General features: G+C 64.1%; 22 protein-coding genes. 6 read left to right on the top strand and 16 right to left on the bottom strand.

What is annotated here, in order from left to right; translation table 11 throughout:
• Positions 1-6: 6 nt before the first annotated feature.
• The gene (benA, locus tag C7443_RS14790) at positions 7-1,362 is read right to left on the bottom strand and encodes a benzoate 1,2-dioxygenase large subunit (protein WP_110019398.1); all 1,356 of its coding nucleotides are present in this window, start codon (positions 1,360-1,362) and stop codon (positions 7-9) included.
• 575 nt (positions 1,363-1,937) lie between these two features.
• Here benA and C7443_RS14795 point away from each other — a divergent pair.
• Complete coding sequence (locus C7443_RS14795; RefSeq protein WP_110019399.1) at positions 1,938-2,879, top strand: LysR family transcriptional regulator; 942 nt, start codon at positions 1,938-1,940, stop codon at positions 2,877-2,879.
• A gap of 132 nt (positions 2,880-3,011) precedes the next feature.
• Here the strand turns inward: C7443_RS14795 and C7443_RS19950 are convergent, their stop codons facing one another.
• The 5 genes from C7443_RS19950 to C7443_RS14815 form a co-directional block, all read right to left on the bottom strand.
• Positions 3,012-3,434, bottom strand: coding sequence for a hypothetical protein (locus C7443_RS19950; protein WP_146213314.1), 423 nt, complete (start codon positions 3,432-3,434; stop codon positions 3,012-3,014).
• Positions 3,435-3,695: 261 nt separating this feature from the next.
• Entirely contained in the window at positions 3,696-4,154 is a 459-nt protein-coding gene (locus C7443_RS14800; RefSeq protein WP_110019400.1) for a PaaI family thioesterase, read from the bottom strand.
• An 846-nt stretch (positions 4,155-5,000) separates the two neighbouring features.
• A complete protein-coding gene (locus tag C7443_RS14805; protein WP_110019401.1) occupies positions 5,001-5,882 on the bottom strand; it encodes a hypothetical protein in 882 nt (293 codons plus the stop codon).
• Positions 5,879-6,568 carry a DUF3944 domain-containing protein gene (locus tag C7443_RS14810; RefSeq protein ID WP_110019402.1) on the bottom strand — a complete coding sequence of 230 codons (690 nt, stop codon included), beginning with the start codon at positions 6,566-6,568 and terminating at the stop codon, positions 5,879-5,881. Before C7443_RS14810 ends, C7443_RS14805 begins: the two co-directional genes overlap by 4 nt.
• Before the next feature lie 148 nt (positions 6,569-6,716).
• Complete coding sequence (locus C7443_RS14815) at positions 6,717-7,460, bottom strand: hypothetical protein (RefSeq protein WP_110019403.1); 744 nt, start codon at positions 7,458-7,460, stop codon at positions 6,717-6,719.
• Between the two features lie 219 nt (positions 7,461-7,679).
• Here C7443_RS14815 and ada point away from each other — a divergent pair, with 219 nt between their 5' ends.
• The 3 genes from ada to C7443_RS14830 are packed head-to-tail and all read left to right on the top strand — an operon-like array spanning position 7,680 to position 10,352.
• Entirely contained in the window at positions 7,680-8,753 is a 1,074-nt protein-coding gene (gene ada, locus C7443_RS14820; RefSeq protein WP_110019404.1) for a bifunctional DNA-binding transcriptional regulator/O6-methylguanine-DNA methyltransferase Ada, read from the top strand.
• A complete protein-coding gene (locus tag C7443_RS14825; RefSeq protein ID WP_110019405.1) occupies positions 8,750-9,460 on the top strand; it encodes a 2OG-Fe(II) oxygenase in 711 nt (236 codons plus the stop codon). The genes ada and C7443_RS14825 overlap by 4 nt, the downstream gene beginning before the upstream one ends.
• On the top strand, positions 9,447-10,352 hold the full coding sequence (locus C7443_RS14830) for a DNA-3-methyladenine glycosylase 2 (protein WP_110019406.1): 906 nt from the start codon (positions 9,447-9,449) through the stop codon (positions 10,350-10,352). Before C7443_RS14825 ends, C7443_RS14830 begins: the two co-directional genes overlap by 14 nt.
• Positions 10,353-10,446: 94 nt before the next feature.
• On the opposite strand, the gene C7443_RS14835 is transcribed toward C7443_RS14830, so the two are convergent.
• From C7443_RS14835 to C7443_RS14880, 10 genes are all read right to left on the bottom strand, one after another.
• The gene (locus C7443_RS14835) at positions 10,447-11,193 is read right to left on the bottom strand and encodes an ABC transporter ATP-binding protein (protein ID WP_110019407.1); all 747 of its coding nucleotides are present in this window, start codon (positions 11,191-11,193) and stop codon (positions 10,447-10,449) included.
• Positions 11,190-12,998 (bottom strand): branched-chain amino acid ABC transporter ATP-binding protein/permease, encoded by a 1,809-nt coding sequence (locus C7443_RS14840; RefSeq protein ID WP_110019408.1) that lies wholly within the window; start codon positions 12,996-12,998, stop codon positions 11,190-11,192. Before C7443_RS14840 ends, C7443_RS14835 begins: the two co-directional genes overlap by 4 nt.
• Positions 12,995-14,032, bottom strand: a complete 1,038-nt coding sequence (locus C7443_RS14845) for a branched-chain amino acid ABC transporter permease (protein WP_110019409.1) — start codon at positions 14,030-14,032, stop codon at positions 12,995-12,997. Before C7443_RS14845 ends, C7443_RS14840 begins: the two co-directional genes overlap by 4 nt.
• 90 nt (positions 14,033-14,122) lie before the next feature.
• Positions 14,123-15,271: an ABC transporter substrate-binding protein gene (locus tag C7443_RS14850; protein ID WP_110019410.1), complete on the bottom strand. Its 1,149-nt coding sequence runs from the start codon at positions 15,269-15,271 to the stop codon at positions 14,123-14,125.
• 53 nt (positions 15,272-15,324) lie between these two features.
• Positions 15,325-16,362 carry a 4-hydroxy-2-oxovalerate aldolase gene (gene dmpG, locus C7443_RS14855; protein ID WP_110019411.1) on the bottom strand — a complete coding sequence of 346 codons (1,038 nt, stop codon included), beginning with the start codon at positions 16,360-16,362 and terminating at the stop codon, positions 15,325-15,327.
• Between the two features lie 4 nt (positions 16,363-16,366).
• Complete coding sequence (locus tag C7443_RS14860; RefSeq protein WP_110019383.1) at positions 16,367-17,293, bottom strand: acetaldehyde dehydrogenase (acetylating); 927 nt, start codon at positions 17,291-17,293, stop codon at positions 16,367-16,369.
• 28 nt (positions 17,294-17,321) lie between these two features.
• A complete protein-coding gene (gene mhpD / locus C7443_RS14865; RefSeq protein WP_425467096.1) occupies positions 17,322-18,107 on the bottom strand; it encodes a 2-keto-4-pentenoate hydratase in 786 nt (261 codons plus the stop codon).
• Positions 18,108-18,165: 58 nt separating this feature from the next.
• The gene (locus C7443_RS14870; RefSeq protein WP_110019413.1) at positions 18,166-19,110 is read right to left on the bottom strand and encodes a 3-carboxyethylcatechol 2,3-dioxygenase; all 945 of its coding nucleotides are present in this window, start codon (positions 19,108-19,110) and stop codon (positions 18,166-18,168) included.
• Position 19,111: 1 nt separating this feature from the next.
• A complete protein-coding gene (locus C7443_RS14875; protein ID WP_110019414.1) occupies positions 19,112-20,800 on the bottom strand; it encodes a bifunctional 3-(3-hydroxy-phenyl)propionate/3-hydroxycinnamic acid hydroxylase in 1,689 nt (562 codons plus the stop codon).
• A gap of 152 nt (positions 20,801-20,952) precedes the next feature.
• Positions 20,953-21,861, bottom strand: a complete 909-nt coding sequence (locus C7443_RS14880; protein WP_110019415.1) for an alpha/beta fold hydrolase — start codon at positions 21,859-21,861, stop codon at positions 20,953-20,955.
• Positions 21,862-22,239: 378 nt separating this feature from the next.
• Here C7443_RS14880 and C7443_RS14885 point away from each other — a divergent pair, with 378 nt between their 5' ends.
• Together C7443_RS14885 and C7443_RS14890 are read left to right on the top strand one after the other, a co-directional pair.
• Complete coding sequence (locus tag C7443_RS14885) at positions 22,240-23,073, top strand: DNA-binding transcriptional regulator (protein ID WP_425467095.1); 834 nt, start codon at positions 22,240-22,242, stop codon at positions 23,071-23,073.
• A gap of 181 nt (positions 23,074-23,254) precedes the next feature.
• The gene (locus C7443_RS14890; RefSeq protein WP_110019417.1) at positions 23,255-24,469 is read left to right on the top strand and encodes an efflux RND transporter periplasmic adaptor subunit; all 1,215 of its coding nucleotides are present in this window, start codon (positions 23,255-23,257) and stop codon (positions 24,467-24,469) included.
• The last annotated feature ends 9 nt before the right edge of the window (positions 24,470-24,478 follow it).

Genomic DNA, 24,478 nt, shown 5'->3' on the forward strand with positions numbered 1-24,478 from the left:
CGGATCTCAGGCGGACTCGGACTGGCAGGCCCGGCGCATCGCTTCGAGCCAGTAGCGGTGCTGCTCGGTGTACAGCCCCTCGTCTTCGGTCTTCACGCCGCTCAGCCGCGGGCGCAGGCCGATGTCGCGGGCGGCGGCATCAGCGCCTTCGATCCAGTGCGTGGCTCCGCGGCTCATATCGTTCCACGGCAGCGCCGCGGCGGCGAAGCCCTGCTGGCAGGCGCGGAATTCTTCGAGATCGTCCGGCGTCGCCATGCCGCTGGCGTTGAAGAAGTCCTCGTACTGGCGGATGCGCCGCGCACGCGCCTCCGGCGCCTCGTTCTTCGGCGCGATGCAGTAGATCGTCACCTCGGTCTTGTCGACCGCGAGCGGACGCAGCACGCGGATCTGCGAGCTGAACTGGTCCATCAGGTAGACGTTCGGGTACAGGCACAGATTGCGCGAGTGGCTGATCATCCACTCGGCGCGCGCCTCACCGCAGCGGTTCACCAGATCGTCGCGGTACTGATGCGCCGGCCGGTCCTCGGGATTGGCCCAGCGCGTCCACAGCAGCAGATGGCCGTGGTCGAAGGAATAGAAGCCGCCGCCGTTTTTCGCCCAGCTGCCGGCGTCCATCGCCTTGATGCCGTCGCCGCTCGCCGCCAGCTTGCGCTGCTGCGTGGTCGCCGCGTAGTTCCAGTGCACCGAGGTGACGTGATAGCCGTCGGCGCCGTTTTCCGCCTGCAGCTTCCAGTTGCCGTCATAGACATAGGTCGAGCTGCCGCGCAGCACTTCCAGGCCGTCGGGCGACTGGTCGACGATCATGTCGATGATCTTCGTCGCCTCGCCGAGGAACTCGGTGAGCGGCAGCACCTCGGGGTTGAGGCTGCCGAACAGAAAGCCGCGATAGCTCTCGAAACGCGCCACATGCGTCAGGTTGAGGCAGCCCTCGCGGTTGAAGTCCGTCGGGTAACCGGCATCGTTCGGGTCCTTCACTTTCAGCAGCTTGCCGCTGTTGTTGAAGGTCCAGCCATGAAACGTGCAGGTAAAGGTCGAACGCTTGCCGCGCTTGTGCCGGCACAGCGTCGCGCCGCGGTGCGAGCAGGCATTGATCAGCGCGTTCAGCTCACCGTCGCGGTTGCGGGTGATGACGATCGGCTGGCGCCCGATGTAGGTCGTGAAGTAATCGTTCGGCTCGGGGATCTGGCTTTCGTGCGCCAGATAGATCCAGTTGCCCTCGAACAGGTGACGCATCTCCAGCTCGAACAGCTGCGGATCGGTGAAGGCGGCGCGGTTCAGTTTGTAGACCTGGCGTTCGCGGTCCTCGACCAGCATCTCGTCGAGGCGTGTGCGCAAGCGCTCGGCATTGGCAAGGTTTTCCATCGATGTGCTCTCCACGGTCAGCGCGTGATGTCAGTGCGTCAGGCGGCGTGCAGACGCTGGCGAGTGCTGGAGAGCGGGCGACAAAGCCCCGTCGGTGCGGTGGTCCATGGTGTTTCTCCTCTCTTTGGTTTTAGTGGTACTGCCGTGAAACGCCGGCAACCGTCATGCGGTTGCCGTCAGTGCTCATCGCGACGGCCTACCGGGCCGGTCGCGTGCCATGCACGGCGCAAACCCCGCCACATTGCATGCTTTTAAGGCATCAGTGCCGATGGCTGCGCCTATCCGCCAATGCGCAGAAAACCGGCGTGAGCGACAACACAGCGTATGTTTCGCTGGTACTGCAGCGCCCTTCGATGCCTTGACATCGACATTGCACTGCAACATTCAATCTGCTGTTAATACAGCTTGTTAATGTGCAAGATCAGCCAATACAGGCTTGTCTTGCCAGATGACTCACCAGCACCCTGAGGATGGCCAACGGCTCATCCGATGCGCTGTCTGCAGGCGAATCTATGAACCGCTCGCGGCTGCGTCCAAGACAGAATTGGACTCGATCGATACTCAGGAGGTATTGAGTGGACTTTCGCCACCTGCGCTACTTCGTCACCGTTGCCGACGAGCGGAATTTCACGCGGGCGGCTGAGCGATTGCACATCTCGCAACCGCCGCTCAGCCGCCAGATCCAGCAGCTGGAAGACGAGCTCGGTCTGCAATTGTTCGAGCGCGACGCCAGACCGCTGCGTCTGACCGAGGCCGGGCGCTTTTTCTATGCCCGCGCGGTGCGGCTGCTCGAACAGGCCGAGGAAGCCATCGCCACCACCCGCCGCCTCGCCCACCTCGACCGCCGTCTGCTGATCGGTTTCGTACCGTCGACGATGTACGGTGCGCTGCCGCGGCTGATGCGCATGTTCCGCAGCGCCCGCCCGCATACCGAAGTCATGCTGCTGGAGATGTCGACCGTCGAGCAGATCGAGGCGTTGAAGGCCGGACGCATCGACGTCGGCTTCGGCCGCGTGCGCCTCGATGATCCGGCTGTGCAGCGCGAAGTGCTGCGCGAAGAACCCCTGGTGCTGGCGATCCCGGCCGATCACCCGCTGGCGCGCGAACGCGGGCCGCTCAGTCTGGCCGCCGCCGCCCCCTACCCGCTGCTGATCTACCCGCGCTCACCACGGCCGAGCTGCGCCGACCAGGTCCTGTCGATGTTTCGCGATCGCAGCCTTGAGCCGCTGACCGTGCACGAGGTGCAGGAGCTGCAGACCGCCGTCGGCCTCGTCGCTTCGGGCATGGGCCTGTGCCTCGTGCCGAGCGGCATCCAGCAACTGCGCCGCGACGAAGTCGTCTACCGCCCGCTGACCGACGCCGACGCCACCTCGCCGGTGATCATGAGCCGCCGCCTGCACGACGGCTCCGAGGACATCGTGCTGCTGCGCGCACTGATCGACGAGCTCTACCGCCAGCTCGTCAGCGAACGCCCGCATGAAGGCTATGAGCGTGCGGGCATGCTGCCGCAATGCTGAGCGCCGGCCGCTCGTTATGCTGCGGTTGGCATATGGCCGTAATGCTCACTGTTTCCGCGCCCGCACTTTCCTGACGCCGGCAATTCAATGCTGGTTTGCAGCGTATACAAATCTCTGCATGGATACACAGATCTAATAGCGGTCTAAAACGAATATGATTTTTGTACCCGAATCATGTATGGAGAGCCGATCTCCAGAAAAACACCATGATACCGATCCATTGTAATTTTCGACATTTAACTTATAACAGCCTTTATCTACGGATATGACTGTGTAAGCTTGAATGACTGAACCATCGCCGATGTCAGGCATGCGTATGATGATATTATTTTCTGTCATTTCAATTGAAGCATGTTCATAAGCCAGATGCATGGCATCTTTGTACGTGTGTGATGCACCCTGTGGAAAGGTTTTTTTCAGCGTTTCATCGATATTGATCTTCCAGTGACCCAGACGCTCATTGGATTTTCCGCAGCCTGCCATCAGCGTCAGCAGCACCGAACACAGCACAGCGCTGAAAACCCGCTTTTTTGAGTTTGAAATCATTGCAAACATATGACAAGCCTCGCTGCTTTGACATTTAAATCAATGCAACAGTAGCCTCGCCACTTCGTTTTAGTGTGTGCGCCATATCACGGCACGGGAAGGCAAAACGTCAATATCGATCAGTCACAGCGATTGCAATCAAATATTCACAATATTATTCAACGTCAACTGTTGACTGAGTAATCGAGCCTACAATCAGGCAATAGGCATCACACAATAAAAAGCCCTGCATGGGCAGGGCTCTGAATCCGCTACGGCCCAATCATCGGCTCATGTGCGCAGCCGAATCGCCAGCATCTCGCCTTTTGCGCAGATGCCGTCGTTACCCGTCAATGACAGGTCCACCCAGACCTTGCGACCGTCGATACTGCGCAGTTTCCCGCGCACGACCAGCTCGACGCCCATCGGGGTCGGCTTGAGAAAATCCACCTTCAGCGACGCCGTAACGAAGCGCACCGGATCACCGCCATCGCCCATCTCACGATTCAAGGCGCGATAGGTGAACGCCGCTGCCGAGGCCGTGCCGTGACAATCCAGCAGTGAAGCCACCATGCCGCCATAAACATGCTCGGGCACGCCGCCGCTGTATTTGGCATCCGGCGTAAAGCGGGCAATGGTTTCCTCACCGTCCCAGTAACTCTTGAGATGATGTCCCTGAGGATTTTGGCTCCCGCAGCCATAACAGTGGCTGAACTCATCGGGATAAAAATCCTGGAATGCAGCTGTCATCTTTGACTCCGTTTTTAAAAACGACTCACGATAAAAACAGCTTGTTGTTATCCATGATCGATGCTGATCACACAACCGACAAGCCTGTCTGGCAGATAATCACTCATGAGTAGGTTGGCTGCGTTAAATCATTGACAAAATAACACGCATAATGCAGGCAAAGCCTGTGTTATGCCATAACGTACAGAATCATGAGTTGTGGCACAAATTAGTGACATTGCTTACGCAACTGGATAAACATTTTCACTTGCGTGAAATCACAGCATGCGATTTTTGCCAGCCAGCAATGCCGATATTTCAATATTTGATGGTGCCCGATCGTGACAAACAGCAGATTTTTCGCACATCTGCTGTGTGCGACACCGGCATTGGACATTACCGGCATTGGACATTGGCTGCTGGCGAGCGCTGAGCAATAAAATTAAAATATGCGAATGATTACGTCTGCAATTTATGTAACCACCAGTAGTGTCTCTAGATGATTTTTATAAAAATTTACTTGGCTGAGACAATTCAATATTGCCAGATCGTTAAATTTTATCGTGTCCAATGACGGGGCTGGGCTGAAGTTGATTTATTACCAGAATATTTTTCTGGTACCAGCCTCATGGTTATGGCGATTTTATGGCATTGTAAATCTGGTCGGACAATGCTGAATAGTGGTATTAATCACAACGCTTTTTCAAGCGAGAAGGAACCCATTGGCGCTCACGATCAAAGTTATTTTTGATGAATTCATATTAAGAATCCATCTCTGCGCAGGGCCTGAATTTCACTGCGGCCAGCTAGTTGGTGGCGTTCACACCCAGCACCTCCATTTTAGCGAAATTTTTTTGTTATTTAAGCTTAAGCCACTCTTCCTGAAGGAAGAGAAAGCAGCAACTGATTTTCTTTGGATTGAATAAGAATTTCTGCTTTTCTTTCGATTTGATGAAAGATTTTAGCCTTACTGCCTATGCTTCCGCGAATCAAACTGCGGTGTTGTTCATTTAAAAAATTTTTATATATCTTCATAGCGTTTTCGTATCGCTCAGCACCGTCTATCAAAATTTGCTCAGCCAGTTGAGGTTTACCTACTCTGGACGTGAGTAGATACTCAGTGTGTATACCTAACGGCATAATTTCTAACATCATATGAGCAAAATTAACAATTAATTCATAGTGCTTGTTCGTAAGATCATCATGGTTACGCACTAGGTTTAGCACATTATCAACAAACGATAATGCATGATTTCTTTTTGCCGTCACTGTCGCCAAAAGCGGGAAAGAAACTTCCATAATCTCATGTGCGATAGTTCTATCCCTTAGTAAAGTCCTAGCGACTTCAATACCCCCGATGTAGTCTGTCATTTTGTCCATATAGTAGATGATGTTTTGTGAATGAAGTTCTTTGGCTATTTCATCGACAGCTATTTGAATTTTATCTAATTTTGCGGCCAGATATTTTGTTTGAATGATTAGCGCGCCTAATATAATACAAGTTGAGGCCGCAGTAGCCATAGTTGTTGTCATTTGAGCGAACCTAATCGCGTCATCTGCCGACTCAAACGTCGCTTCTTTAAATGGAAGATGCTGAATTATCCCTGTTTTCCCACTTCCCTTTGCCCAATATGACACACCGTCATGGATTACAGCCTTTCCTTGAAACAAGGCGTCGCGCAATGTTTTTGATAGTAGTGACTCATCAATGACCCAGATTTTTTCAAAAAAATCAGCAGGCGCATTCATTTAAAACGATCCTCTTGTTCATATTTTCTACGCATATAAGCTATTTGAATAGCAGATGGAGTGGTAACTTGATATGCAGCCCTACTTATCAACGGCACTACGGCCAAGCCAATAAAACCAAAGTGCGCCGTACGACTAAATGCCAGCAAGGTTGACTGAGCCAGCCAAGATGACAATTTAAAAAATCCGATCTTTCTTGAATCAATCAAGCTCATGCCTATAATAAAACTGAGCGGAACACCTAAAAAGCCATAAGAAATCCCAATAAAATCAAAAAATTTTTTCTTTTCTCCTTCTGACATTTTATTCCAAAAAACTTCAGAAATTTTTTCTATCAAAAGACTTTCAATGTCATAAGTAGAGCTCTTTTTATCAAACCCTATCATTAGATTGTCACATACATCACAAACTATCTCTTTATACAAGACACCATTTCCACGAAAAAAATTTACAACTGAATCTCCACCAAAATGTTGCAACTCGCCAGCAACAAGTTTCCATGAAGCTCGCCACTTGTCTGGCTGACCATCAAGTGATTTAAATTTTTCATCGTTTAGGATTTCACTTGTACTCCTTTTTTGCCCATCACCATCATATATTAAGTATCTAGCTAATTGGTGTATGTCTTCTTCGGAGCAATATTGCAGGAATTCTAGATCATCATCTTCTCTATACACAATTCCCATTTAATAGCCCCTCCTGAAGTAAATTGCAGCAAAACGAATATGCCATCGTGACATGCCAAGGCTGAAAGTCAGCCGTAAACCTAAATTAGTTCCTATCACTCGTGAACAGGACATCATATAGATAGTATAAAAACATGGGTGGTATCACTCATTGAGCTTTTTGGCACAGACTCAGATTGTACCAAGCAGCTTTCGCCAATGGCAGATACGTCTCGAAATCGGCGGGCGCTAATTCATTTTCAAGAGCCGCTGCGCTCTTGATGCGGTAAGCCAGGGTCGGCTCCAGCGTCCTGATGCAATCCGCTGCGCGGCCGAGGTGGTATTGCGTAATGGCGAGATCATTACGGATTTCAGTATCCTCAACCCCGTCGACCACGTCTTTGCAGCGTGCCAGCATGTCTTCAAGGATCGGGGCCGCCTGGTCATAATGTTTGCTGCGATACAACGTACTGAATGCGTCACGCCGCTGCTTGCGCTCGGCGTAGCTGCAGCCTTGCGGCGGGCGCAGATAATCGCCGTCGTAGCCGGCGCGCATTCCGCAGAATACCTGGCAGGCCGAAGCATCACTCATCGACACGGAAACGCCGCCATTCTGCAGCGGCGTGAAGCTCAGCTCGCAGCGACCGTCTTCGTCGTCGCTGACTACGGCGCGGGCATTTTTGATATCGCCATCGAGATCGCAGATATGGCCATTGCCACCCACGGTGGAAATCTCGAAGTGCAGCGTGTTGTGCGCAGCCCGGGTCACCCGCAATGAGCCGTTGCCACCTTTGTAGATATATTCCCCGGAGGCGGGAAACTGCTCGGCGGCCGCGATGCCGCCGCAGCCGACGGATAAAACCAGGGTCATGCCGAGTAATGACTTTTTGTTGTGCAGTTTGAGCATTTCCATACAGCCCCAATCCAAATGACGGCGTGACGCTAACGCCAGCCAGCATTTGGCGATGTGTTCGCGATCACCATGCCTGTCCTGCCAATCGGCACGCACGCTGGCAAAACAGGGGCAGTCGGCATGGCAGCCATGTGCGAATTTCCGAGCAATCCGCGGAGTGTCCCGGCCTGCCCTGCCCGCCTAAAGTGGCCTCCATCGACTTCAACGGAGGGCAGCGAGATGGCCCGGCAGGCTGATCGACTGGCAGCACAGACGCTCGCCGACCCGCGCTGGGCGGCGGTGCTGGCGCGTGATGCGCAGGCGGATGGTTCGTTCTATTACGCGGTGAGCAGCACCGGCGTGTACTGCCGGCCTTCCTGCGCGGCGCGCACGCCGCGGCCGCAGAACGTGCGTTTCTTCACCAGCACAGAGCAGGCCGAACAGGCAGGCTTTCGGCCGTGCCGGCGCTGCAAGCCGGATCAGCCGGCGCCGGCACAGCAGCAGGCGGTGCTGGTGGCCGAGCTGTGCCGTCACATCGAACAGGCGGCGCAGCCGCCGACGCTCGCCGAGCTGGCGCAGCATTGCGGTCTGAGCCGTTTTCACCTGCTGCGGGTATTCAAGGCGGTGACCGGGATGACGCCGCTCGCTTATGCGCGGCAGCGGCGGGCGGCGCGACTGCGCGAGCAGCTCGACAGCGAGGCGCGGGTGACCGATGCGATCTATGCCGCCGGCTATGCCTCCAGCGGTCGCTTTTATGAGGAATCGACACAGGTACTGGGCATGACAGCAAGTCGCTATCGCGCCGGCGGTGAGGCCGAGCGCATCCGCTTCGGCGTCGGTGAATGCTCGCTCGGCGCGATCCTGGTCGCTGCCAGCGCGCGCGGTGTCTGCGCGATCCTGCTCGGCGACGATGCCGAAGCGCTGACCCGGGAGCTGCAGCAGCGCTTCAGCAAGGCCGAACTGATCGGCGGCGATGCCGAATTCGAGCAGTGGATGGCGCAGGTCATCGGCTTCGTCGAGGCGCCGCGGCGCGGTCTCGAACTGCCGCTCGACGTGCGCGGCACGGCCTTCCAGCGTCGGGTCTGGCAGGCGCTGCAGGCGATTCCGGTCGGCAGCACGCTGAGCTACAGCGAGCTCGCCGAGCGCATCGGCGCACCCAGCGCCGCGCGCGCGGTGGCCGGCGCCTGCGCGGCCAATGCGCTGGCGGTGGCGATTCCCTGCCACCGCGTCGTGCGTCAGGACGGCAGCCTGTCCGGCTACCGCTGGGGCATCGAGCGCAAGCGCGCGCTGCAGCAGCGCGAGGCCGAATCATGAGCGCGGCAGCGGGTGATACGGTGCCGGCTGACTGGAACGCCGTCGAGCAGGCGCTCGATGCGCTCGGTCACGCCGTCCTGCCCGGCCTGCTGACGGCCGCAGACTGTGCGCAGCTCGCCGCGCTGTATGCCGATGCTGAGCACTTCCGCCGCCGCGTCGTCATGCAGCAGCACGGCTATGGCCGCGGCGAATACCAGTACTTCCGCTACCCGCTGCCGCCACCGGTGGCCCGGCTGCGCACGGCGCTGTACGCCGGACTGGCGCCGATCGCCAACCGCTGGTACGAGCGTTTGCAGCGGCCGGTGCGCTTTCCGCCCGAACATGCGCAGTTCATCGAACGCTGCCACGCCGGCGGCCAGCAGCGCCCCACGCCGCTGCTGGCGCGTTACCTCGACGACGATCACAACGGCCTGCATCAGGATCTGTACGGCGAGCACGTGTTCCCGCTGCAGGCGGCGATCCTGCTCGCTGCGCCGGGGCGCGACTTCTGCGGCGGCGAGTTCATCCTCAGCGAGCAGCGACCGCGGCAGCAGGCGCGGATCGAGGTGGTGTCGCTGGCGCAGGGTGACGCGGTGATCTTCCCGGTGCAGCAGCGACCGGTCGACGGCGCGCGCGGCGTGCAGCGGCTGCAGGTCCGCCACGGCGTGGCGCGGGTGCGCAGCGGGCTGCGGCACACGCTCGGTCTGATCTTCCATGACGCCAGCTGAGGCGCTGCCGTGCACGCTGGCGCTGCCGGCGAACTTCCGTGTCGCCGAGCTGCTGGCCTTCCACCGCCGCGACAGCCAGGCGCTGGCCGAGCGCGTCGAGGCGCAGCAACTGCGCAAGGGCTTGATCTTGCACGGTGAGCCGGCCTGCCTGCAGCTCGAATTCGACACGACGCAGGTGCACGCCGAGCTGCGCTGGCAGCACCGCGCCGGCCACGCCGATGACGGCGCGCTGGCGGCGCTGCTGCGTCACCTGCTCGGTCTGCAGCAGGACATCGAAGGCTTCGAGGCGCGCCACGGCGGGCATCCGCAACTCGGCGCACTGCTCGCCCGCCAGCGCGGCCTGCGCGTGGCCCAGGCGGCGACGCCGTTCGAGGCGCTGAGCTGGGCGATCACCGGCCAGCAGATCAGCCTCGCCGCGGCGTTGAGTTTGCGCCGGCGGCTGATCCTCGCCTGCGGCGTGGCGGCCGGCCACGGCCTGCTGTGTTACCCCGACGCGCGCGCCGTGGCCGCGCTGCCGGCCGAAACTTTGCGTCAGGCCGGTTTTTCCGCGAGCAAGACCCGCACGCTGCAGAGCGTGGCGCAGCAGGTGCTCGATGGCACGCTGGCGCTCGACGACTGGCTGCAGACCCGGCCGATCGAGGTCATCCGCCAGCGGCTGCTGGCGGTGCGCGGCATCGGGCCGTGGACCGTCGACTACACGCTGCTGCGCGGTTACGGCTGGCTGGATGGTTCGCTGCACGGCGATGCAGCGGTGCGGCGGGCGCTGCAGGGCCTGCTCGGCAGCACGCAGCGCATCGAGGCGGCGCAGGCGCAGGACTGGCTGGCGGCGTTTGCGCCGTGGCGCGCGCTGCTCGCCGCGCACCTGTGGGCGATGTCGTCGACTGCCGCCTGAAACCTCGAAAAAAGAACGGAGCCGCCACGGGGGGTACGTGACGGCTCCGCAATGCCGGCGAATCAGGAGGGGATGCGCCGGCAGCAAGCCCGGTTCACGCGGCTTTTTTCGCCAGGCCGAGATAGCTCTCGACGATGCGTGGATCGTTGGCCAGCACGCGGCTGTCGCCTTCGAGCACGACGCGGCCGGTCTCCAGCACGTAGCCGTAGTCCGACACCTGCAGCGCGGCGCGGGCGTTCTGCTCGACCAGCAGGATCGATACGCCGCGGCTGCGCAGCGTGGCGATGATGTGGAAGATCTCGCGCACGATCTTCGGCGCCAGCCCGAGGCTGGGCTCATCGAGCATCAGCAGCTGCGGCCTGCCCATCAGCGCACGGCCGAGCGCGAGCATCTGCCGCTCGCCGCCGGAGAGCGTGCCGGCGGCCTGCCGCAGGCGCTCGCGCAGCCGCGGGAACAGCGCGTAAACCTCGTCGAGATCAGCGCGCAGCTCGGCGGCGCGGGCGCGACTGCGGTGGAAGGCACCGAGGCGCAGATTGTCCTCGACGCTCATCTCGCTCCACAGCTCGCGGCTCTCCGGCACCAGGCACAAGCCCTGGCCGACGCGCTGCTCGACGGCGATGCGCGCCTGCGCCTCGCCGCGAAAGTGCACTTCGCCGCGGGCCGGCAGCAGCCCCATCAACGCGCTGAGCAGCGTGGTCTTGCCGGCGCCGTTGGGGCCGATCACCGAGACGATGCGCCCGGCGTCGATGCGCAGGCTGACGCCGTGCAGCGCCTCGACCTTGCCGTAGGCGACGTGCAGATCGTCGACGGCGAGCAGCGGTGAGCGGGTGGTCGGCTTCATTCCACACCTCCGAGGTAGGCTTCGAGTACGGCGGGGTTGTTCTGGATTTCCAGCGGCAGGCCCTCGGCGAGCTTCTGGCCGAATTCCATCACCACCAGGCGGTCGACCAAGTTCATCACGAAGTCCATGTCGTGCTCGACGATCAGCACGCTCATGCCCTCGCCGCGCAGGCGGTCGAGCACCTCGGCGAGCGCCTGTTTTTCCAGGTGGCGCAGGCCGGCGGCCGGCTCGTCGAGCAGCAGCAGCAGCGGATCGGTGGCCAGCGCCCGGGCGATCTCGACGATGCGCTGCTGGCCGAGCGACAGGCTGCCGGCCGGCCGGTGCATGTCTTCGGCGAGGCCGACGCGCTCGATCTGGCGGGCCGCCTCGTGGCGCAGGCGCGCCTCGGCCTCGCGATCGAGGCGCAGCATCGCCGCGCCGATGCCGACCTGCAGGCGACTGTGAGCGCCGATGGCGACGTTCTCCAGCACGCTCATCTCCGGGATCAGGCGCACGTGCTGGAAGGTGCGGCCGATGCCGCGGGCGAGAATCTCGCGCGAGGGCAGCTGGTCGATGCGCTCGCCGCGGAAGCGGATCTCACCGGAGGTGGCATCGAGCACGCCGCTGATCAGGTTGAACATCGTCGATTTGCCGGCGCCGTTCGGCCCGAGCAGGCCGACGATCTCGCCGGCGGCGATGCGAAAGTCCATGTCGCGCACGGCGACCAGGCCGCCGAATTCCTTGCGCGCGGCGGCGACGTCGAGCAGCGGCTCGCCGCGCGCCGGCTTGGGCTGCAGCGGCAGCGGCTCGGCCGGCGGCACCACGGTGATGCCTGCCGCCCGCCGCCACGGCCACCACCGGCACAGCGCCGGCCACAGCCCGTCACGCGCACACAGCAGCACGACGATGATCAGCACGCCGAAGACGATGCCTTCGAAGTTGCCGCTCTGGCCGAACAGCAGCGGCAGCCAGTCCTGCAGCTGCGTCTTCAGCAGCGTGATCAGCGCCGCGCCGAGCAGTGCCCCCCAGACGTAGCCGGCACCGCCGACGACGATCATGAACAGGTACTCGATACCGGCGTGGATGCCGAACGGCGTCGGATTGACGAAGCGCTGCATGTGCGCATACAGCCAGCCGCTCAGCGCCGCCAGCAGCGCGGCGAGGATGAAGATCGCGGTCTTGTAGTGACGGGTGTCGACGCCGCAGCTCTCGGCCATCACCACCCCGCCCTTGAGCGCGCGGATCGCCCGCCCCGGCCGCGAATCGAGCAGGTGGCGGATCGCCAGCACGCTGAGCAGCACGATGCTCCAGATCAGCCAGAACCAGCTCGACGGCTCGCGCAGCTCGAAGCCGAACAGCTCCAGCGACGGAATACCCGACAGGCCGCCGTGGCCGCCGAGGAATTCGAGGTTGCCGAACAGGTAGTAGACGCTGATGCCCCAGGCCAGCGTGCCGAGCGGCAGGTAGTGACCGGACAGGCGCAGCGTCAGCAGGCTGCCCGACCAGGCGGTCAGCGCGGTGACGATCAGCGCCAGCGGCAGCGTCAGCCACGGGCTGACGCCGTAGGCGGTGCCGAGCCAGGCGCTCAGGTAGGCGGCGATGCCGACGAAGGCCGCCTGGCCGAAGGAGGTCAGGCCGCCGATGCCGGTGAGCAGCACCAGCCCCATGCACACCAGCGACGACAGGCCGATGTAGTTGAACAGCGTCACCTGGAACTGCGGCAGCAGCAGCGGCAGCACGGCGATGAGCAGCAGCGCCAGCGGCAGGCCCCAGCGCCGGCGCGCCGGCGCCGTCGCGGCGGGTACGACGAGCGTTTCGACTTTCATTCTTCGCTCCCCCGGTCATGCGACTTCAGCGAGCGCCACAGCAGCACCGGAATGATCAGCGTGAAGACGATGACTTCTTTGAAGGCACTGGCGTAGAACGCCGAGCCGGATTCGAGCAGGCCGACCAGCAGCGCGCCGCCGGCGGCGAGCGGATAGCTGGCGAGGCCGCCGACGATGGCACCGACGAAGCCCTTGAGGCCGATGAGGAAGCCCGAGTCGTAATACAGCGTGGTGATCGGCCCCATCAGGATGCCGGCGACGGTGCCGACCAGCGCGGCGACGGCAAAGCTCAGCCGCCCGGCCAGATCCGGGCTGATGCCGACCAGGCGCGCGCCGGTGCGGTTGAACGCCGTTGCCAGCAGTGCCTTGCCGTACAGCGCCCGCTCGAAGAACAGGTACAGCGCGACGATCAGCACCGCGCTGACCAGCACGATCCACAGGTTCTGGCTGGCGATGAACATCGAGCCGATCTCGAACACCGCATCGCTGAAGGCCGCGGTGCGCACGCCTTCCGGGCCGAAGCCGAGCAGGTTGAGGCCGACCAGCGCGAAGTGCACGGCGATCGCCGCGATCAGCAGCACCAGCACCGAGGACTGCGCCAGCGGCTGGAACACCAGCCGGTACAGCGAGGGACCGAGCGGCACGACGATGGCCAGCGTCAGCAGCGCATGCAGCCACAGGCTCTGCGACAGCGGCAGCAGCCAGTGACACAGCGCCCAAAGCGCCAGCGGGTAACCGAGTTCGATCAGCAGCACGCGGCCGACGGCGTGAGCGCGGCCGCTGCGCAGGCAGGCGACGGCGTCGATCAGGCCGACGGCGCCACCGAGCGCCAGCAGCAGGTACAGCGTCGGCGGCAGATGGCCGGCCTGCAGGCTGGCCAGGGTCAGGGCGCCGAGCACGACGAAGTCGCCCTGGGGAATGAAGATCACGCGGGTGACGGCGAAGACCAGCACCAGTGCCAGCGCGAGCAGCGCGTACAGGGCACCGTTGGTCAGGCCGTCCTGGGTCAGCAGGATGGCAATATCGAAAGTCATGGGAAGCTCCCTCGCAGGCGGACGGACACGCTCCGGCCCCGGCGCATGAGCGCCGGGGGGACAACGGTCGACGACGGCGTCAGGCGGTGCTTACTGCACCGGACGCCACTGCCCGCCTTCGAGGCGGCCGAGCATCAGTGCCGAACGGTCGAGCCCGGCGTGGTCACTCGGCGAGAAGTGATACACGCCGCGAGCCCCGGCAAAGCCGCTGATCGTCTCGATCTGCGCGCGCAGCGCGGCGCGGAACTCCGCACTGCCCGGCTTGGCCTGCTGCAGTGCCTTCGGTGCCGCCTGCTGCAACAGCTGCACGGCGTCCCAGGCGGAGCCGGCGAACATATTGCGGCTGCCGGCGCCGTAGGCTTTTTCATAGGCCTCGACGAAGGCCAGCACCGCGTCGCGGTTGGCCAGTGTCGGCGGGAAATCCGCCTGCACCGCGGCCGGGCTGATCGGCGCATAGACGCCCTCGGCCTTGCTGCCGGCGATGCGCACGAAGTCACCGAAGGTCGCGCCGAGCGCGAGGTAGATGTCGCCGCGGTAGCCGCGGTTGCGCAGCTCCATCACCGGCAGCGCCGCCGGGCCGCTGGAGGCGCCGATCATCACCGCGTCCGGGCGGGTGGCGATGATCTTCATCACCTGGCCGATGACGCTGGTGTCGGTGCGCGCGTAGCGCTCGCGGGCGAGCAGCGTAAAGCCCTGCTCGGCCAGCATCGGCTCGGCGGTCTTCAGCCAGCCCTCGCCGAAGGAATCGGCGAAGCCGATGTAGGCCACGCGCTGCTTGCCGGTGGCTTTCATGTGCGCGAGCAGCGGGATCAGCTCGTGATCGTCGCCGGTCATGGTCTTGAACACCCAGCGGCGCTTGTCGTCGACCGGGCTGGTCAGCGCCAGCGCCGGCGCGAAGGTCACCATCGGCGTGCCGGTCTCGGCCATCACGTCGATCATCGCCATCGAGGTCGGCACCGTGGTCGAGCCGAGCACGATGTCGGCCTGGTGCTCGCTCGACAGCTTGCGGGCGTTGCGCACCGCGGTGGTGGTGTCGCTGCCGTCGTCGAGCACGATGTAGCGGACTTTTTCACCGGCGATCTCGCTCGGGCCCAGGGCGATGGCGTTTTTCTCCGGGATGCCGATCGAAGCGGCCGGGCCGGTGGCCGAGACCACGACACCGACGGTGATGTCGGCGCGGGCCGCGGTCGCGGCCAGCGCAAGGGCGAGCGCTGCGCTCAGGCGCAGTGAGGTCGTCATGGCGGGTTTCTCCTTTGGGGGATGCTTGCTTGTTTTGTTTTGTGCGCGCCGCCTCAGGCGGCGCTGGTCTTGCGCTCGCGCGCCAGCGTCATCGCCGTGTCCTCGATCATGTCCTCCTGACCGCCGACCATGCCGCGGCGGCCCATCTCGACGAGGATCTCGCGCGCCGGCACGCCGTACTTGGCCTCGGCGCGCTTGGCGAACAGCAGGAAGGAGCCGTAGACGCCGGCGTAGCCGAGCGTCAGCGCGTCGCGATCGAGGCGGATCGGGAAGTCCATGATCGGGAACACCAGGTCTTCGGCGACGTCCTGGATCTTGAAGACGTCGACGCCGGTGCCGATGCCCATCAGGTCGCAGACGGCGACCAGCACTTCGAGCGGGGTGTTGCCGGCGCCGGCACCGAGGCCGGCGGCGGCGGCGTCGACGCGGCTGGCGCCGGCTTCGATGGCGGCGATGGAGTTGGCCACGCCCATCGCCAGGTTGTGGTGGCCGTGGAAGCCGAGTTCGGTCTCGGGCTTGAGCGCGGCGCGCACGGCGCCGAGTTTCTCGTGCACGTCGCCGGGCAGCATGTGACCGGCGGAGTCGGTGATGTAGACGCAGTTGGCGCCGTAGCCTTCCATCAGTTTGGCCTGCTTGATCAGGCCCTCGGCGCTGTTCATGTGGCTCATCATCAGGAAGCCGACGGTGTCCATGTCGAGCTTGCGCGCCAGGCCGATGTGCTGCTCGGAGACGTCGGCCTCGGTGCAGTGGGTGGCCACGCGCAGGGTGTGCACGCCGAGCTCATGGGCCATCTTCAGGTGATCGACGGTGCCGATGCCGGGCAGCAGCAGCGCCGAGACCTTGGCCTGCTTGAGTTTGGGGATGACGGCGCCGAGGTATTCCTCGTCGCTGTGCGCCGGGAAGCCGTAGTTGACCGAGCTGCCGCCGAGGCCGTCACCGTGGGTGACTTCGATCAGCGGCACGCCGGCGGCGTCGAGGCCGCAGGCGATGCTCTGCATCTGCTCCAGCGTCATCTGGTGGCGCTTGGGATGCATGCCGTCGCGCAGCGTCATGTCGTGCAGGGTGATGCTCTTGCCGCGAAGGGTGCTCATCGGTTCAGACTCCTGCCAGCGTGGCGCGGTTGGCTTCGAGGATCAGACGCCCGGCGAGGATCTCCTCGGCGAACATCTCGGCGGTGCGCGCGGCGGCGGCGGTCATGATGTCGAGGTTGCCGGAGTACTTGGGCAGGTAGTCGCCGAGGCCCTCGACTTCGAGGAACACGGAAACGCGGTTGCCGTCGAACACCGGCCCGTTCTTGATGCGATAGCCCGGCACGTACTTCTGCACCTCGGCGAGCATGGCGTGGATCGAAGCGGTGATCGCCTCGCGATCGGGCTCGGTCTCGGTCAGGCAGTGCACGGTGTCGCGCATGATCAGCGGCGGCTCGGCGGGGTTGAGGATGATGATCGCCTTGCCGACCTTCGCCCCGCCGACCCGCTCGACAGCGCGCGAGGTGGTGCGGGTGAACTCATCGATGTTCTTGCGCGTGCCCGGCCCGGCCGACTTCGAGGCCACCGTGGCCACGATCTCGCCGTAGGCCACCGGCTGCACCCGCGAAATCGCCGCCACCATCGGGATCGTCGCCTGACCGCCGCAGGTGACCATGTTGACGTTCATCTCACCGCGGCCGACGTGCTCGATCAGATTGACCGGCGGCACGCAGAACGGCCCGATCGCCGCCGGCGTCAGATCGATCATCAGCACACCGAGCGCATTGAGCTGGCGGCTGTTCTCGGCGTGGACATAGGCCGAGGTGGCGTCGAAGGCGATGCGGATATCGTCCTCGCGCACATGCGGCAGCAGACCGGCGACGCCCTCGGCGGTGGTCTTCATGCCCATGTCGCGGGCACGTGCCAAGCCCTCGGAGGCCGGGTCGATGCCGACCATCCACAGCGGCTCCAGCACCGGGCTGCGCTTCAACTTGTAGAGCAGGTCGGTGCCGATGTTGCCCGGACCGATCAGGGCGCATTTGAGTTTGCTCATGAGGCGTTTCTCCTTCTTGATCTTCTGCTTAGGCGGGAGCGAAGACGGTCGAGACGGTGCCGAGGCCGGACACCTGGGCTTCGAAGGCGTCACCGGGCTTGACCGTGACCATCGGCCCGAGCGCGCCGGTCAGCACGATGTCGCCGGCGCGCAGCGGGTCATCGAGGCTGGCCATGCGCCGCGCCAGCCACACCGCGGCGTTGAGCGGGTGGCCGAGGCAGGCGCGACCGCCGCCGCTCGACACCACTTCCTCGCCGCGCAACAGGCTCATCTCGCAGCCCTTGAGGTCGAGGCCGTCGAGCCGGCGGGCGATGCCGCCGAGCACGAACAGGCCCGAGGAGGCGTTGTCGGCGACGGTGTCGAAAAAGCCGATGTCCCAGCTGCGGATGCGCGAGTCGACGATTTCCAGCGCCGGCAGCGCATAGGCGCTGGCGCGCAGCAGGTCGGCGAGCGTGGCGTCGGGGCGGTCGAGGTCGTGTTCGAGCACCAGTGCCACTTCGGCCTCGACCTTGGCCTGGATCAGCCGTCCGGCGGGAATCTCCTCGCCGTCGCCGAAGCACATGTCGGCGAACAGCGTGCCGAAGTCCGGCTGGTCGACACCGAGCTGCTTCTGCACCGCCGGGTTGGTCAGGCCGATCTTGCGGCCGACGATGCGCCGGCCGGCGCTGCACCAGTGATCGACGTTGATCTTCTGCACCGCGTAAGCGACGCCGGGATCGTCACCCGGCAGGGCTTCGCGGATCGGCGCGACCGCAACCCCGCTGGCCTCGGCTTCGCGCAGGCGGCGGGCGATCGCATTGATCGTGCTGTGGATGGTCATAGGCGGACTCCGGCGCGGCTTGGCGCGCCCGTTGAGGGGTCGGAAAGCGCGCTCAGGTGGCGAGCGGCACGGCGCTGGCGCAGGCGAAGCCGGCGATCCATTCGTTGATCGGCCGGTAGTACTGCACCTGCGTGCGGTACGGCCCGCAGGCATGCATCGCCGCGAAGGCCGCCACCCAGGCCTTGGTCTCGTTGGCCGAGCGCCCGGCTTCGAGCGAGATCTGCTCGTTGTCGAAGCCGTCGAGCGTGGCGAAGTCGGCCTCGGCGAGCAGGCCGAGCAGCTGGCGGTCCCAGTCCGGGTTGAGCGGATGCAGGCCGCTGCCGTCACGGCCGAAGCGCTCGGCGGCGGCGCGCACGCGCTCCTGGCGCGCGGCGCGCTGGTCCGGCGGCGGATTGCGCCCGGCGATCAGCTTTTCGACCATTTCCGGCGCGGCGTTGATCAGCTCCGGCACCGGCGGCTCGTGCGACAGGCCACCCGAGCCGACGAACAGCACGCGCTTGCCGCAACCCGCCGCCCAGCGGCCGATCGCTGCGCCGAGCCGGCGCGCGGCGCGGCAGCTCGGCATCGGCGGTGCGACGCCGTTGACGAACACCGGGATCACCGGGCAGGCATCGAGGCCGCCGAACAGTTGCTCCAGCGGCTGCGCGAAACCGTGGTCGACCTGCATGCGATAGGAGATCGCCACGTCGACATCGTCGGCGAGCACGCTGCGCGCGCACTCCAGCGCCAGCGCCTGCGGCACCGGCAGCGGGCCGGCGGCGCTGTTGAAGTCGCCGATGGCGCTGGCCTGCACGCCGATGCAGAACGGCGGCATCAGCTCGTAGAAAAAGCCGTTGTAGTGGTCCGGGGCGAACAGGATCACCAGTTCCGGGGCGAACGCGGCGATCTGCGCGCGGGCGCCGGCGACCGCGGCGTCGACCTCGGCAACGATCGCCGCCGGCGGATCGACCCAGCCGATCAGCGGCGAATGCGACAGGCACTGCAGCAGCGCCGTCATCTCAGGCCACCTTGCGCGGCGCTTCGGCGGGCGCCGCGGCCACCGGCCTGGCGGCCAGCGCGCGGGCCAGCTCGGCGGTCGCCGCCGAGGTCTGCGTCGGCAGCACCAGCGCGGCGACGAAGCGGTCGGGACGCAGGAACACCACCGAGGCCGACTGCGCGCCGAACCAGTCCTTGAGGCGGCCGTCGATGTCGCCGAGGCGGATCACGCCGGGCGCATCGGGCGCGATCGCTTCGAGGTGGCCGAGCTGCACGTCCGGCACCACGCGCACGAAGCAGGTGCCGAGCTGCTGCCACAGCGCCTTGTCGGCCGCGCTCATGCCGTAGGTCGGATCGGTGCCCCAGGCCAGCACGGCGAAGTTCGGGCCGATGGCGTCGTCGAGCAGGCAGACGCTGCCGTCGCTGCGGCGCACGCGCGGCTGGATGAACATGCGCCCGACCGGCGAAGTCGCACCGCTCTGGCCGAGCGGCGCCAGCACGCCCTTGGTGTAGCGCGGCATCGGCTTGAAGCGCATTTCCAGGAAGTAGCGCTTGACCGGCGGCACGGCGTTGAGCACCAGCGTCAGCGCATCGCGCAGCTTGCCGAGCAGGCGGCTCTTCGGCGCGAAGATGCGCCCGGCCAGCACCGACAGATCGATCATCGCGCGGGCATGGTCACGGCGCTCGGTGTCGTAGCTGTCGAGCAGCGCGGCGTCGGCCAGGCCCTTGACGACCAGCTCCAGCTTCCACGCCAGGTTGCTGGCGTCGCGCATGCCGCTGTTGTACCCCTGCCCCTGCCACACCGGCATGATGTGCGCGGCGTCGCCGGCGAGCAGCACGCGCTGCGTGCGGAAGTTGCGCGCCAGACGGGCGTTGTGGGTGTAGACGCGGCGGCGGATGACGTCGAGCTTGTCGCCGTTCGGCAGCACCTTGTGCAGCAGCTTGGCGAGGTTCTCCGGGCGACCGAGTTCTTCTTCGGTCTCGCCGGGCATCACCATGAATTCGAAGCGGCGGATGCCGTGCGGCAGCGCCGCCGAGACGTAGGGGCGTACCGGATCGCAGCACATATAGATGTTCGGCGTGCCGATCGGGTCATTGCGCACGTCGACGACGATCCACTGGTTCGGCGCGGTCTCGCCATCGAAGGGCACGCCGAGCGTGCGCCGCACGAAGCTGTTGCCGCCGTCGCAGGCGACCATGTACTGCACGCGGATGGTCTCGGCGCCGTGCTCGGCGTCTTCCAGCTGCAGCGTCACACCATCGGCGTCCTGCGAGAACCCCGTCATCTCGCGGGAGAACAGCACCTCGACGTTGGCAAAGCGCGCCAGCCCTTCATAGAGCACGCGGTCGGCATAGGGCTGCACGAAGGCGTTGCGGCGGGACCAGCCGAACTCGTCGGTGCGCGGCTCGATCGAGGCGAAGCAGCGCCCGCCCGGCGTCAGGAAGCGCATCCAGTGGTTCGGCGTGGTGTGCGGCAGCACCGCCTGCGCCAGTCCGACGCTCTGGAAGGTGCGCAGCGCCTCGTCATCGAGGCCGATGGCGCGCGGGTAGTCGATCAGCGTATCGAGCTTCTCGATGACGATGACCTTGAGCCCGGCCTGGCCGAGGCTGTTGGCGATGGTCAGGCCGACCGGGCCGGCGCCGACGATGGCGACGTCGGCGCTGCGCTGGCGTGCTGTCGGGGTGGTCGCTGCGGTGGTCTCGTTGCTCATTATCCTCTCGCTCCTTGGTGTCCCTGGCGGTATGGCGGGCGCAGCCGGGCTCACGGAGCGCGTCAGCGGCGCTCCGCTCGGCCAAAACCCTTGGAATGGATGCGCCCGCAACCCGGGCGCGCGACCTCAGCGGGTCGTTGTGGTGAAACGCATCAGTTGACCGGCGCGGCGCCGGCGACCTCGCGGCCGAGCAGGAAGTCGAGGTGGAGGCGGTTGAAGGTCTCGGCGTCCTCGAACTGCGGCCAGTGACCGCAGCCGTCCATCACCGTGAACAGCGCACCGGGGATCATCGAGGCGATGCGCCGGCCTTCGGAGACATCGGCGGTCGGGTCGTCCGAGGTCCACAGCACCAGCGTCGGCGCCTTGATGCGGGCGTAGTCCTCGGGGCGCATCAGGTTGCGCACGCGGGTGTCCATGTCCTGCAGCACCATGTTGTGGTGCATCGCCTGCGCCATGCCCGGCTGCGCGTAGATCGCCTGGCGGGTGGCGACCAGATCGTCGTAGACCTTGCTCTTGTCGGCCATCAGCCACTCGACGCGGGCCTTGATGAACTCCCAGTTCGGGTCGTCGGCGGCGCGCAGCGACAGCGTCTTCAGACCGGCCATGACCTTGGGATCGGCCTGCGAACCGCCGGCAGTGTTGAGCACCAGGCGTTCGACGCGGTCCGGGTGGTCGGCGGCCAGGCGGCTGGCGACCCAGCCGCCGAGCGATTCGCCGCTGAACGAGGCGCGGTCGATGCGCAGCGCGTCGAGCACGCGCAGCACGTGATCGACATAGGCCGGAATTTCGCGATCGCTGGCGGGCTTCGCGCTCCAGCCGTGGCCGATCATGTCGATCGCCCAGGTCCAGAAATGCTCACCGTGGGATTTCAGGTTGCGCACGTAGGCTTCGGCATGGCCGCCGACGCCGTGTAAAAGAATCAGCGGCGGATTCTTTTCATTACCCGACTGCAGATAACGCGTTTCCAGTCCATTGGCATCAAGCCAGCCCTGCGTGAAGCTGGTTCCGCGCAAATCCGCCCAAATGCTGCCGTAAGCAGACTGCGGCTTATTCGTCGACATTTTGATTACTCCTCCCGAGACAACGACGACGATGCTAGGGGTCGCAATGAACGCCGACAATAAAAAACTGACTTGCCGTGCACATAGTGCACATAGTTGTTTTTATTGTGTTTTATAAAACAATAAAAGCTGGCTGGACGACAGGCATTCTAAGTGTTTACCCTAGTCTCAAAGCTGCCGCGACGGGTTTCATGCCCGCGCATTGGCACCTCGCCGGGCTAATGATTCAACACGCACAAGGTCGCTTACCGTTATTTGCGGCTTTAATTATTGGTGTCATCATTAGCTGCATTCGATGTGCAAATGCAGCAAACGACAGATCCGCAACGCCGAACGACATTAGGTCGCGGCGTTGAAACGGACGCTTCACCAAAGGAGATGAACAAAATGCGCAGTACCCCACGCGACACGGAATACAAATCCGTGCAGGGTTTGGTTCGTGGTCTCGAAATCCTGCGGGAACTCAACCGCTGCCCCGGCGGCGGTGCGTTGACCGCCCAGCTGAGCGAGCGCACCGGGCTGCACCGCACCACGGTGCGCCGCCTGCTCGAAACCCTGCAGAGCGAGGGTTACGTGCGCCGCAGCGAGTCCGATGACAGCTTCCGCCTGTGCATCAAGACCCGCGAGCTCAGCGAAGGCTTTCGCGACGAACAGTGGATCAGCGAGATCGCCGTACCGCTGCTCGGCGACCTGCTGCAAAAAGTGGTGTGGCCGACCGATCTGTGCACCTTCGACGTCGACGCCATGGTGATCCGCGAGACCACCCATCGCTTCAGCCGGCTGTCGTTCCACCGCTCGATGGTCGGCCGCCGCCTGCCGATGCTGACCACCGCCACCGGCCGCGCCTACATCGGCTTCTGTCCCGATGACGAGCGCGAACAGATCCTGCGCCTGTTGTCGACCTACGAGGACGAGCAGTCGCGGCTGGCGCTCGATCGCGGCTACGTCGACGAGCTGCTGCTGAAGGTGCGGGCCCTCGGTTTCGGCTTCAATCACGGCCACTGGCGCGATGAGCTGAAGATCGCGGCGATCGCGCTGCCGGTGATGCACGGCGAGCACGTGCAGGCCTGCCTCAACCTGGTCTACGTCGCCAAGGCGATGAGCATCGACGACGCCGCGCGCCGCTACCTGCCGCATCTGCGCGAGGCGGTCAGCGTCATCGAGCGCAGCCTGGCGCAGCCGGCCGACTGCGTGCTGCCGGCGGCGCGCTGATACAACTGCGTACAGTTGCGGCCTGTACAGCGACAAACTCCGGGGGCTTTGTCACCACCGCGTCAGACCGTGTAAGTCGTGCGAACGCGGTGTGTAATTTCCGGTCCATCGCGGGACAATATTTTTTTTCGATTGCCGTCCGCCCGATCCTCTGGCGCGGTGCCCCCGGAGATTCTCCCCGATGCCCCATCGACCCCCCTTGCCGGCACTGCCGGCTTTGCTGGTGCTGCTCGCCAGCCTGGCGCTGCTCTACGCCTGCGACAAACCCCAGGCCGCCAGCCCGGCGGCCGCTCAACCCAAACCCGAAGTCGGCTTCGTCGAGCTGCAGCACGAAGCGCTGACGCTGAACACCGAGCTGCCCGGGCGCACCAGCGCTCATCTGATCGCCGAGGTGCGCCCGCAGGTCGGCGGCATCGTGCAGAAACGGCTGTTTCGCGAGGGTACCGAGGTCAAGGCCGGCGAGATGCTCTATCAGATCGATCCGGCGAGCTTTCAGGCGGCCTACGACAGTGCCAAGGCCGATCTGGCCAAGGCACAGGCCAACATCCGCTCGCTGCAGCTGAAGGTCGAACGCTACCGCGACCTGGTCGGCATCAAGGCCGTCAGCCAGCAGGACTACGACGACGCCAAGGCCTCGCTGCTGCAGGCCGATGCCGAAGTCGAAGCGGCCAAGGCGGCGCTGGAGACTGCGCGCATCAACCTCGATCACACCAGGGTCACGGCGCCGATCAGCGGCCGCATCGGACGCTCCGCGGTCACCGCCGGGGCGCTGGTCACCGCCGACCAGAGCACGGCGCTGGCGACCATCCAGCAGCTCGATCCGATCTACGTCGACGTCACCCGCTCCAGCACCGAATGGCTGCGCCTGCAGCAGGCGCTGGCCAGCGGCCGCCTGCAGCAGCCGGGCGACAACGCCATCAGCGTGCGCCTGCGCCTGGAGGACGGCCGCGATTATCCGCAGACCGGCCGCCTGCTGTTCTCCGAGGTCACCGTCGACGAGAGCAGCGGTGCGATCACGCTGCGCGCCGAGTTCCCTAACCCGCGGCAGCTGCTGCTGCCCGGCATGTACGTGCGCGCGCTGCTCGACGAAGGCGTCGATACCGCGGCGCTGCTGGTGCCGCAGCGGGCGGTCAGCCGCGATCCGCGCGGCGGCGCCACCGTCTACGTCATCAACGCCGACAACAAGATCGAGCTGCGCAGCATCGAGACCGAGCGCGCCGTCGGCGACCGCTGGCTGCTCAGGAGCGGGCTCGACGCCGGCGCGCATGTGGTCGTCGACGGGCTGCAGAAGATCCGCCCCGGTCTTGAGGTCAAGCCGGTCGCCTTCGCCCCGCAGCTGCCGGCAGCGACCGTCGCCGACGAGGCGCCCGCCGGCAACGCCGGCGCGGCCCGCTGAGGAGGCGCG

The sequence above is a fragment of the Plasticicumulans acidivorans genome, from assembly GCF_003182095.1.
Classification (GTDB): domain Bacteria; phylum Pseudomonadota; class Gammaproteobacteria; order Competibacterales; family Competibacteraceae; genus Plasticicumulans; species Plasticicumulans acidivorans.

Bases quoted from the DNA above. Each gene is read 5' to 3' on its own strand.
- ada (WP_110019404.1), top strand. From the start codon at position 7,680: ATGGCCCGGCAGGCTGATCGACTGGCAGCACAGACGCTCGCCGACCCG.
- C7443_RS14885 (WP_425467095.1), top strand. From the start codon at position 22,240: ATGAACAAAATGCGCAGTACCCCACGCGACACGGAATACAAATCCGTG.
- C7443_RS14850 (WP_110019410.1), bottom strand. From the start codon at position 15,271: ATGACGACCTCACTGCGCCTGAGCGCAGCGCTCGCCCTTGCGCTGGCC.
- C7443_RS14800 (WP_110019400.1), bottom strand. From the start codon at position 4,154: ATGACAGCTGCATTCCAGGATTTTTATCCCGATGAGTTCAGCCACTGT.
- C7443_RS14810 (WP_110019402.1), bottom strand. From the start codon at position 6,568: ATGGGAATTGTGTATAGAGAAGATGATGATCTAGAATTCCTGCAATAT.
- C7443_RS14825 (WP_110019405.1), top strand. From the start codon at position 8,750: ATGAGCGCGGCAGCGGGTGATACGGTGCCGGCTGACTGGAACGCCGTC.
- C7443_RS14870 (WP_110019413.1), bottom strand. From the start codon at position 19,110: ATGACGGCGCTGCTGCAGTGCCTGTCGCATTCGCCGCTGATCGGCTGG.
- C7443_RS14880 (WP_110019415.1), bottom strand. From the start codon at position 21,861: ATGTCGACGAATAAGCCGCAGTCTGCTTACGGCAGCATTTGGGCGGAT.
- benA (WP_110019398.1), bottom strand. From the start codon at position 1,362: ATGGAAAACCTTGCCAATGCCGAGCGCTTGCGCACACGCCTCGACGAG.
- C7443_RS14840 (WP_110019408.1), bottom strand. From the start codon at position 12,998: ATGAAAGTCGAAACGCTCGTCGTACCCGCCGCGACGGCGCCGGCGCGC.
- C7443_RS14835 (WP_110019407.1), bottom strand. From the start codon at position 11,193: ATGAAGCCGACCACCCGCTCACCGCTGCTCGCCGTCGACGATCTGCAC.
- C7443_RS14845 (WP_110019409.1), bottom strand. From the start codon at position 14,032: ATGACTTTCGATATTGCCATCCTGCTGACCCAGGACGGCCTGACCAAC.
- C7443_RS14815 (WP_110019403.1), bottom strand. From the start codon at position 7,460: ATGGAAATGCTCAAACTGCACAACAAAAAGTCATTACTCGGCATGACC.
- dmpG (WP_110019411.1), bottom strand. From the start codon at position 16,362: ATGAGCACCCTTCGCGGCAAGAGCATCACCCTGCACGACATGACGCTG.
- C7443_RS14830 (WP_110019406.1), top strand. From the start codon at position 9,447: ATGACGCCAGCTGAGGCGCTGCCGTGCACGCTGGCGCTGCCGGCGAAC.
- C7443_RS14860 (WP_110019383.1), bottom strand. From the start codon at position 17,293: ATGAGCAAACTCAAATGCGCCCTGATCGGTCCGGGCAACATCGGCACC.
- C7443_RS14890 (WP_110019417.1), top strand. From the start codon at position 23,255: ATGCCCCATCGACCCCCCTTGCCGGCACTGCCGGCTTTGCTGGTGCTG.
- C7443_RS19950 (WP_146213314.1), bottom strand. From the start codon at position 3,434: ATGTTTGCAATGATTTCAAACTCAAAAAAGCGGGTTTTCAGCGCTGTG.
- C7443_RS14805 (WP_110019401.1), bottom strand. From the start codon at position 5,882: ATGAATGCGCCTGCTGATTTTTTTGAAAAAATCTGGGTCATTGATGAG.
- C7443_RS14875 (WP_110019414.1), bottom strand. From the start codon at position 20,800: ATGAGCAACGAGACCACCGCAGCGACCACCCCGACAGCACGCCAGCGC.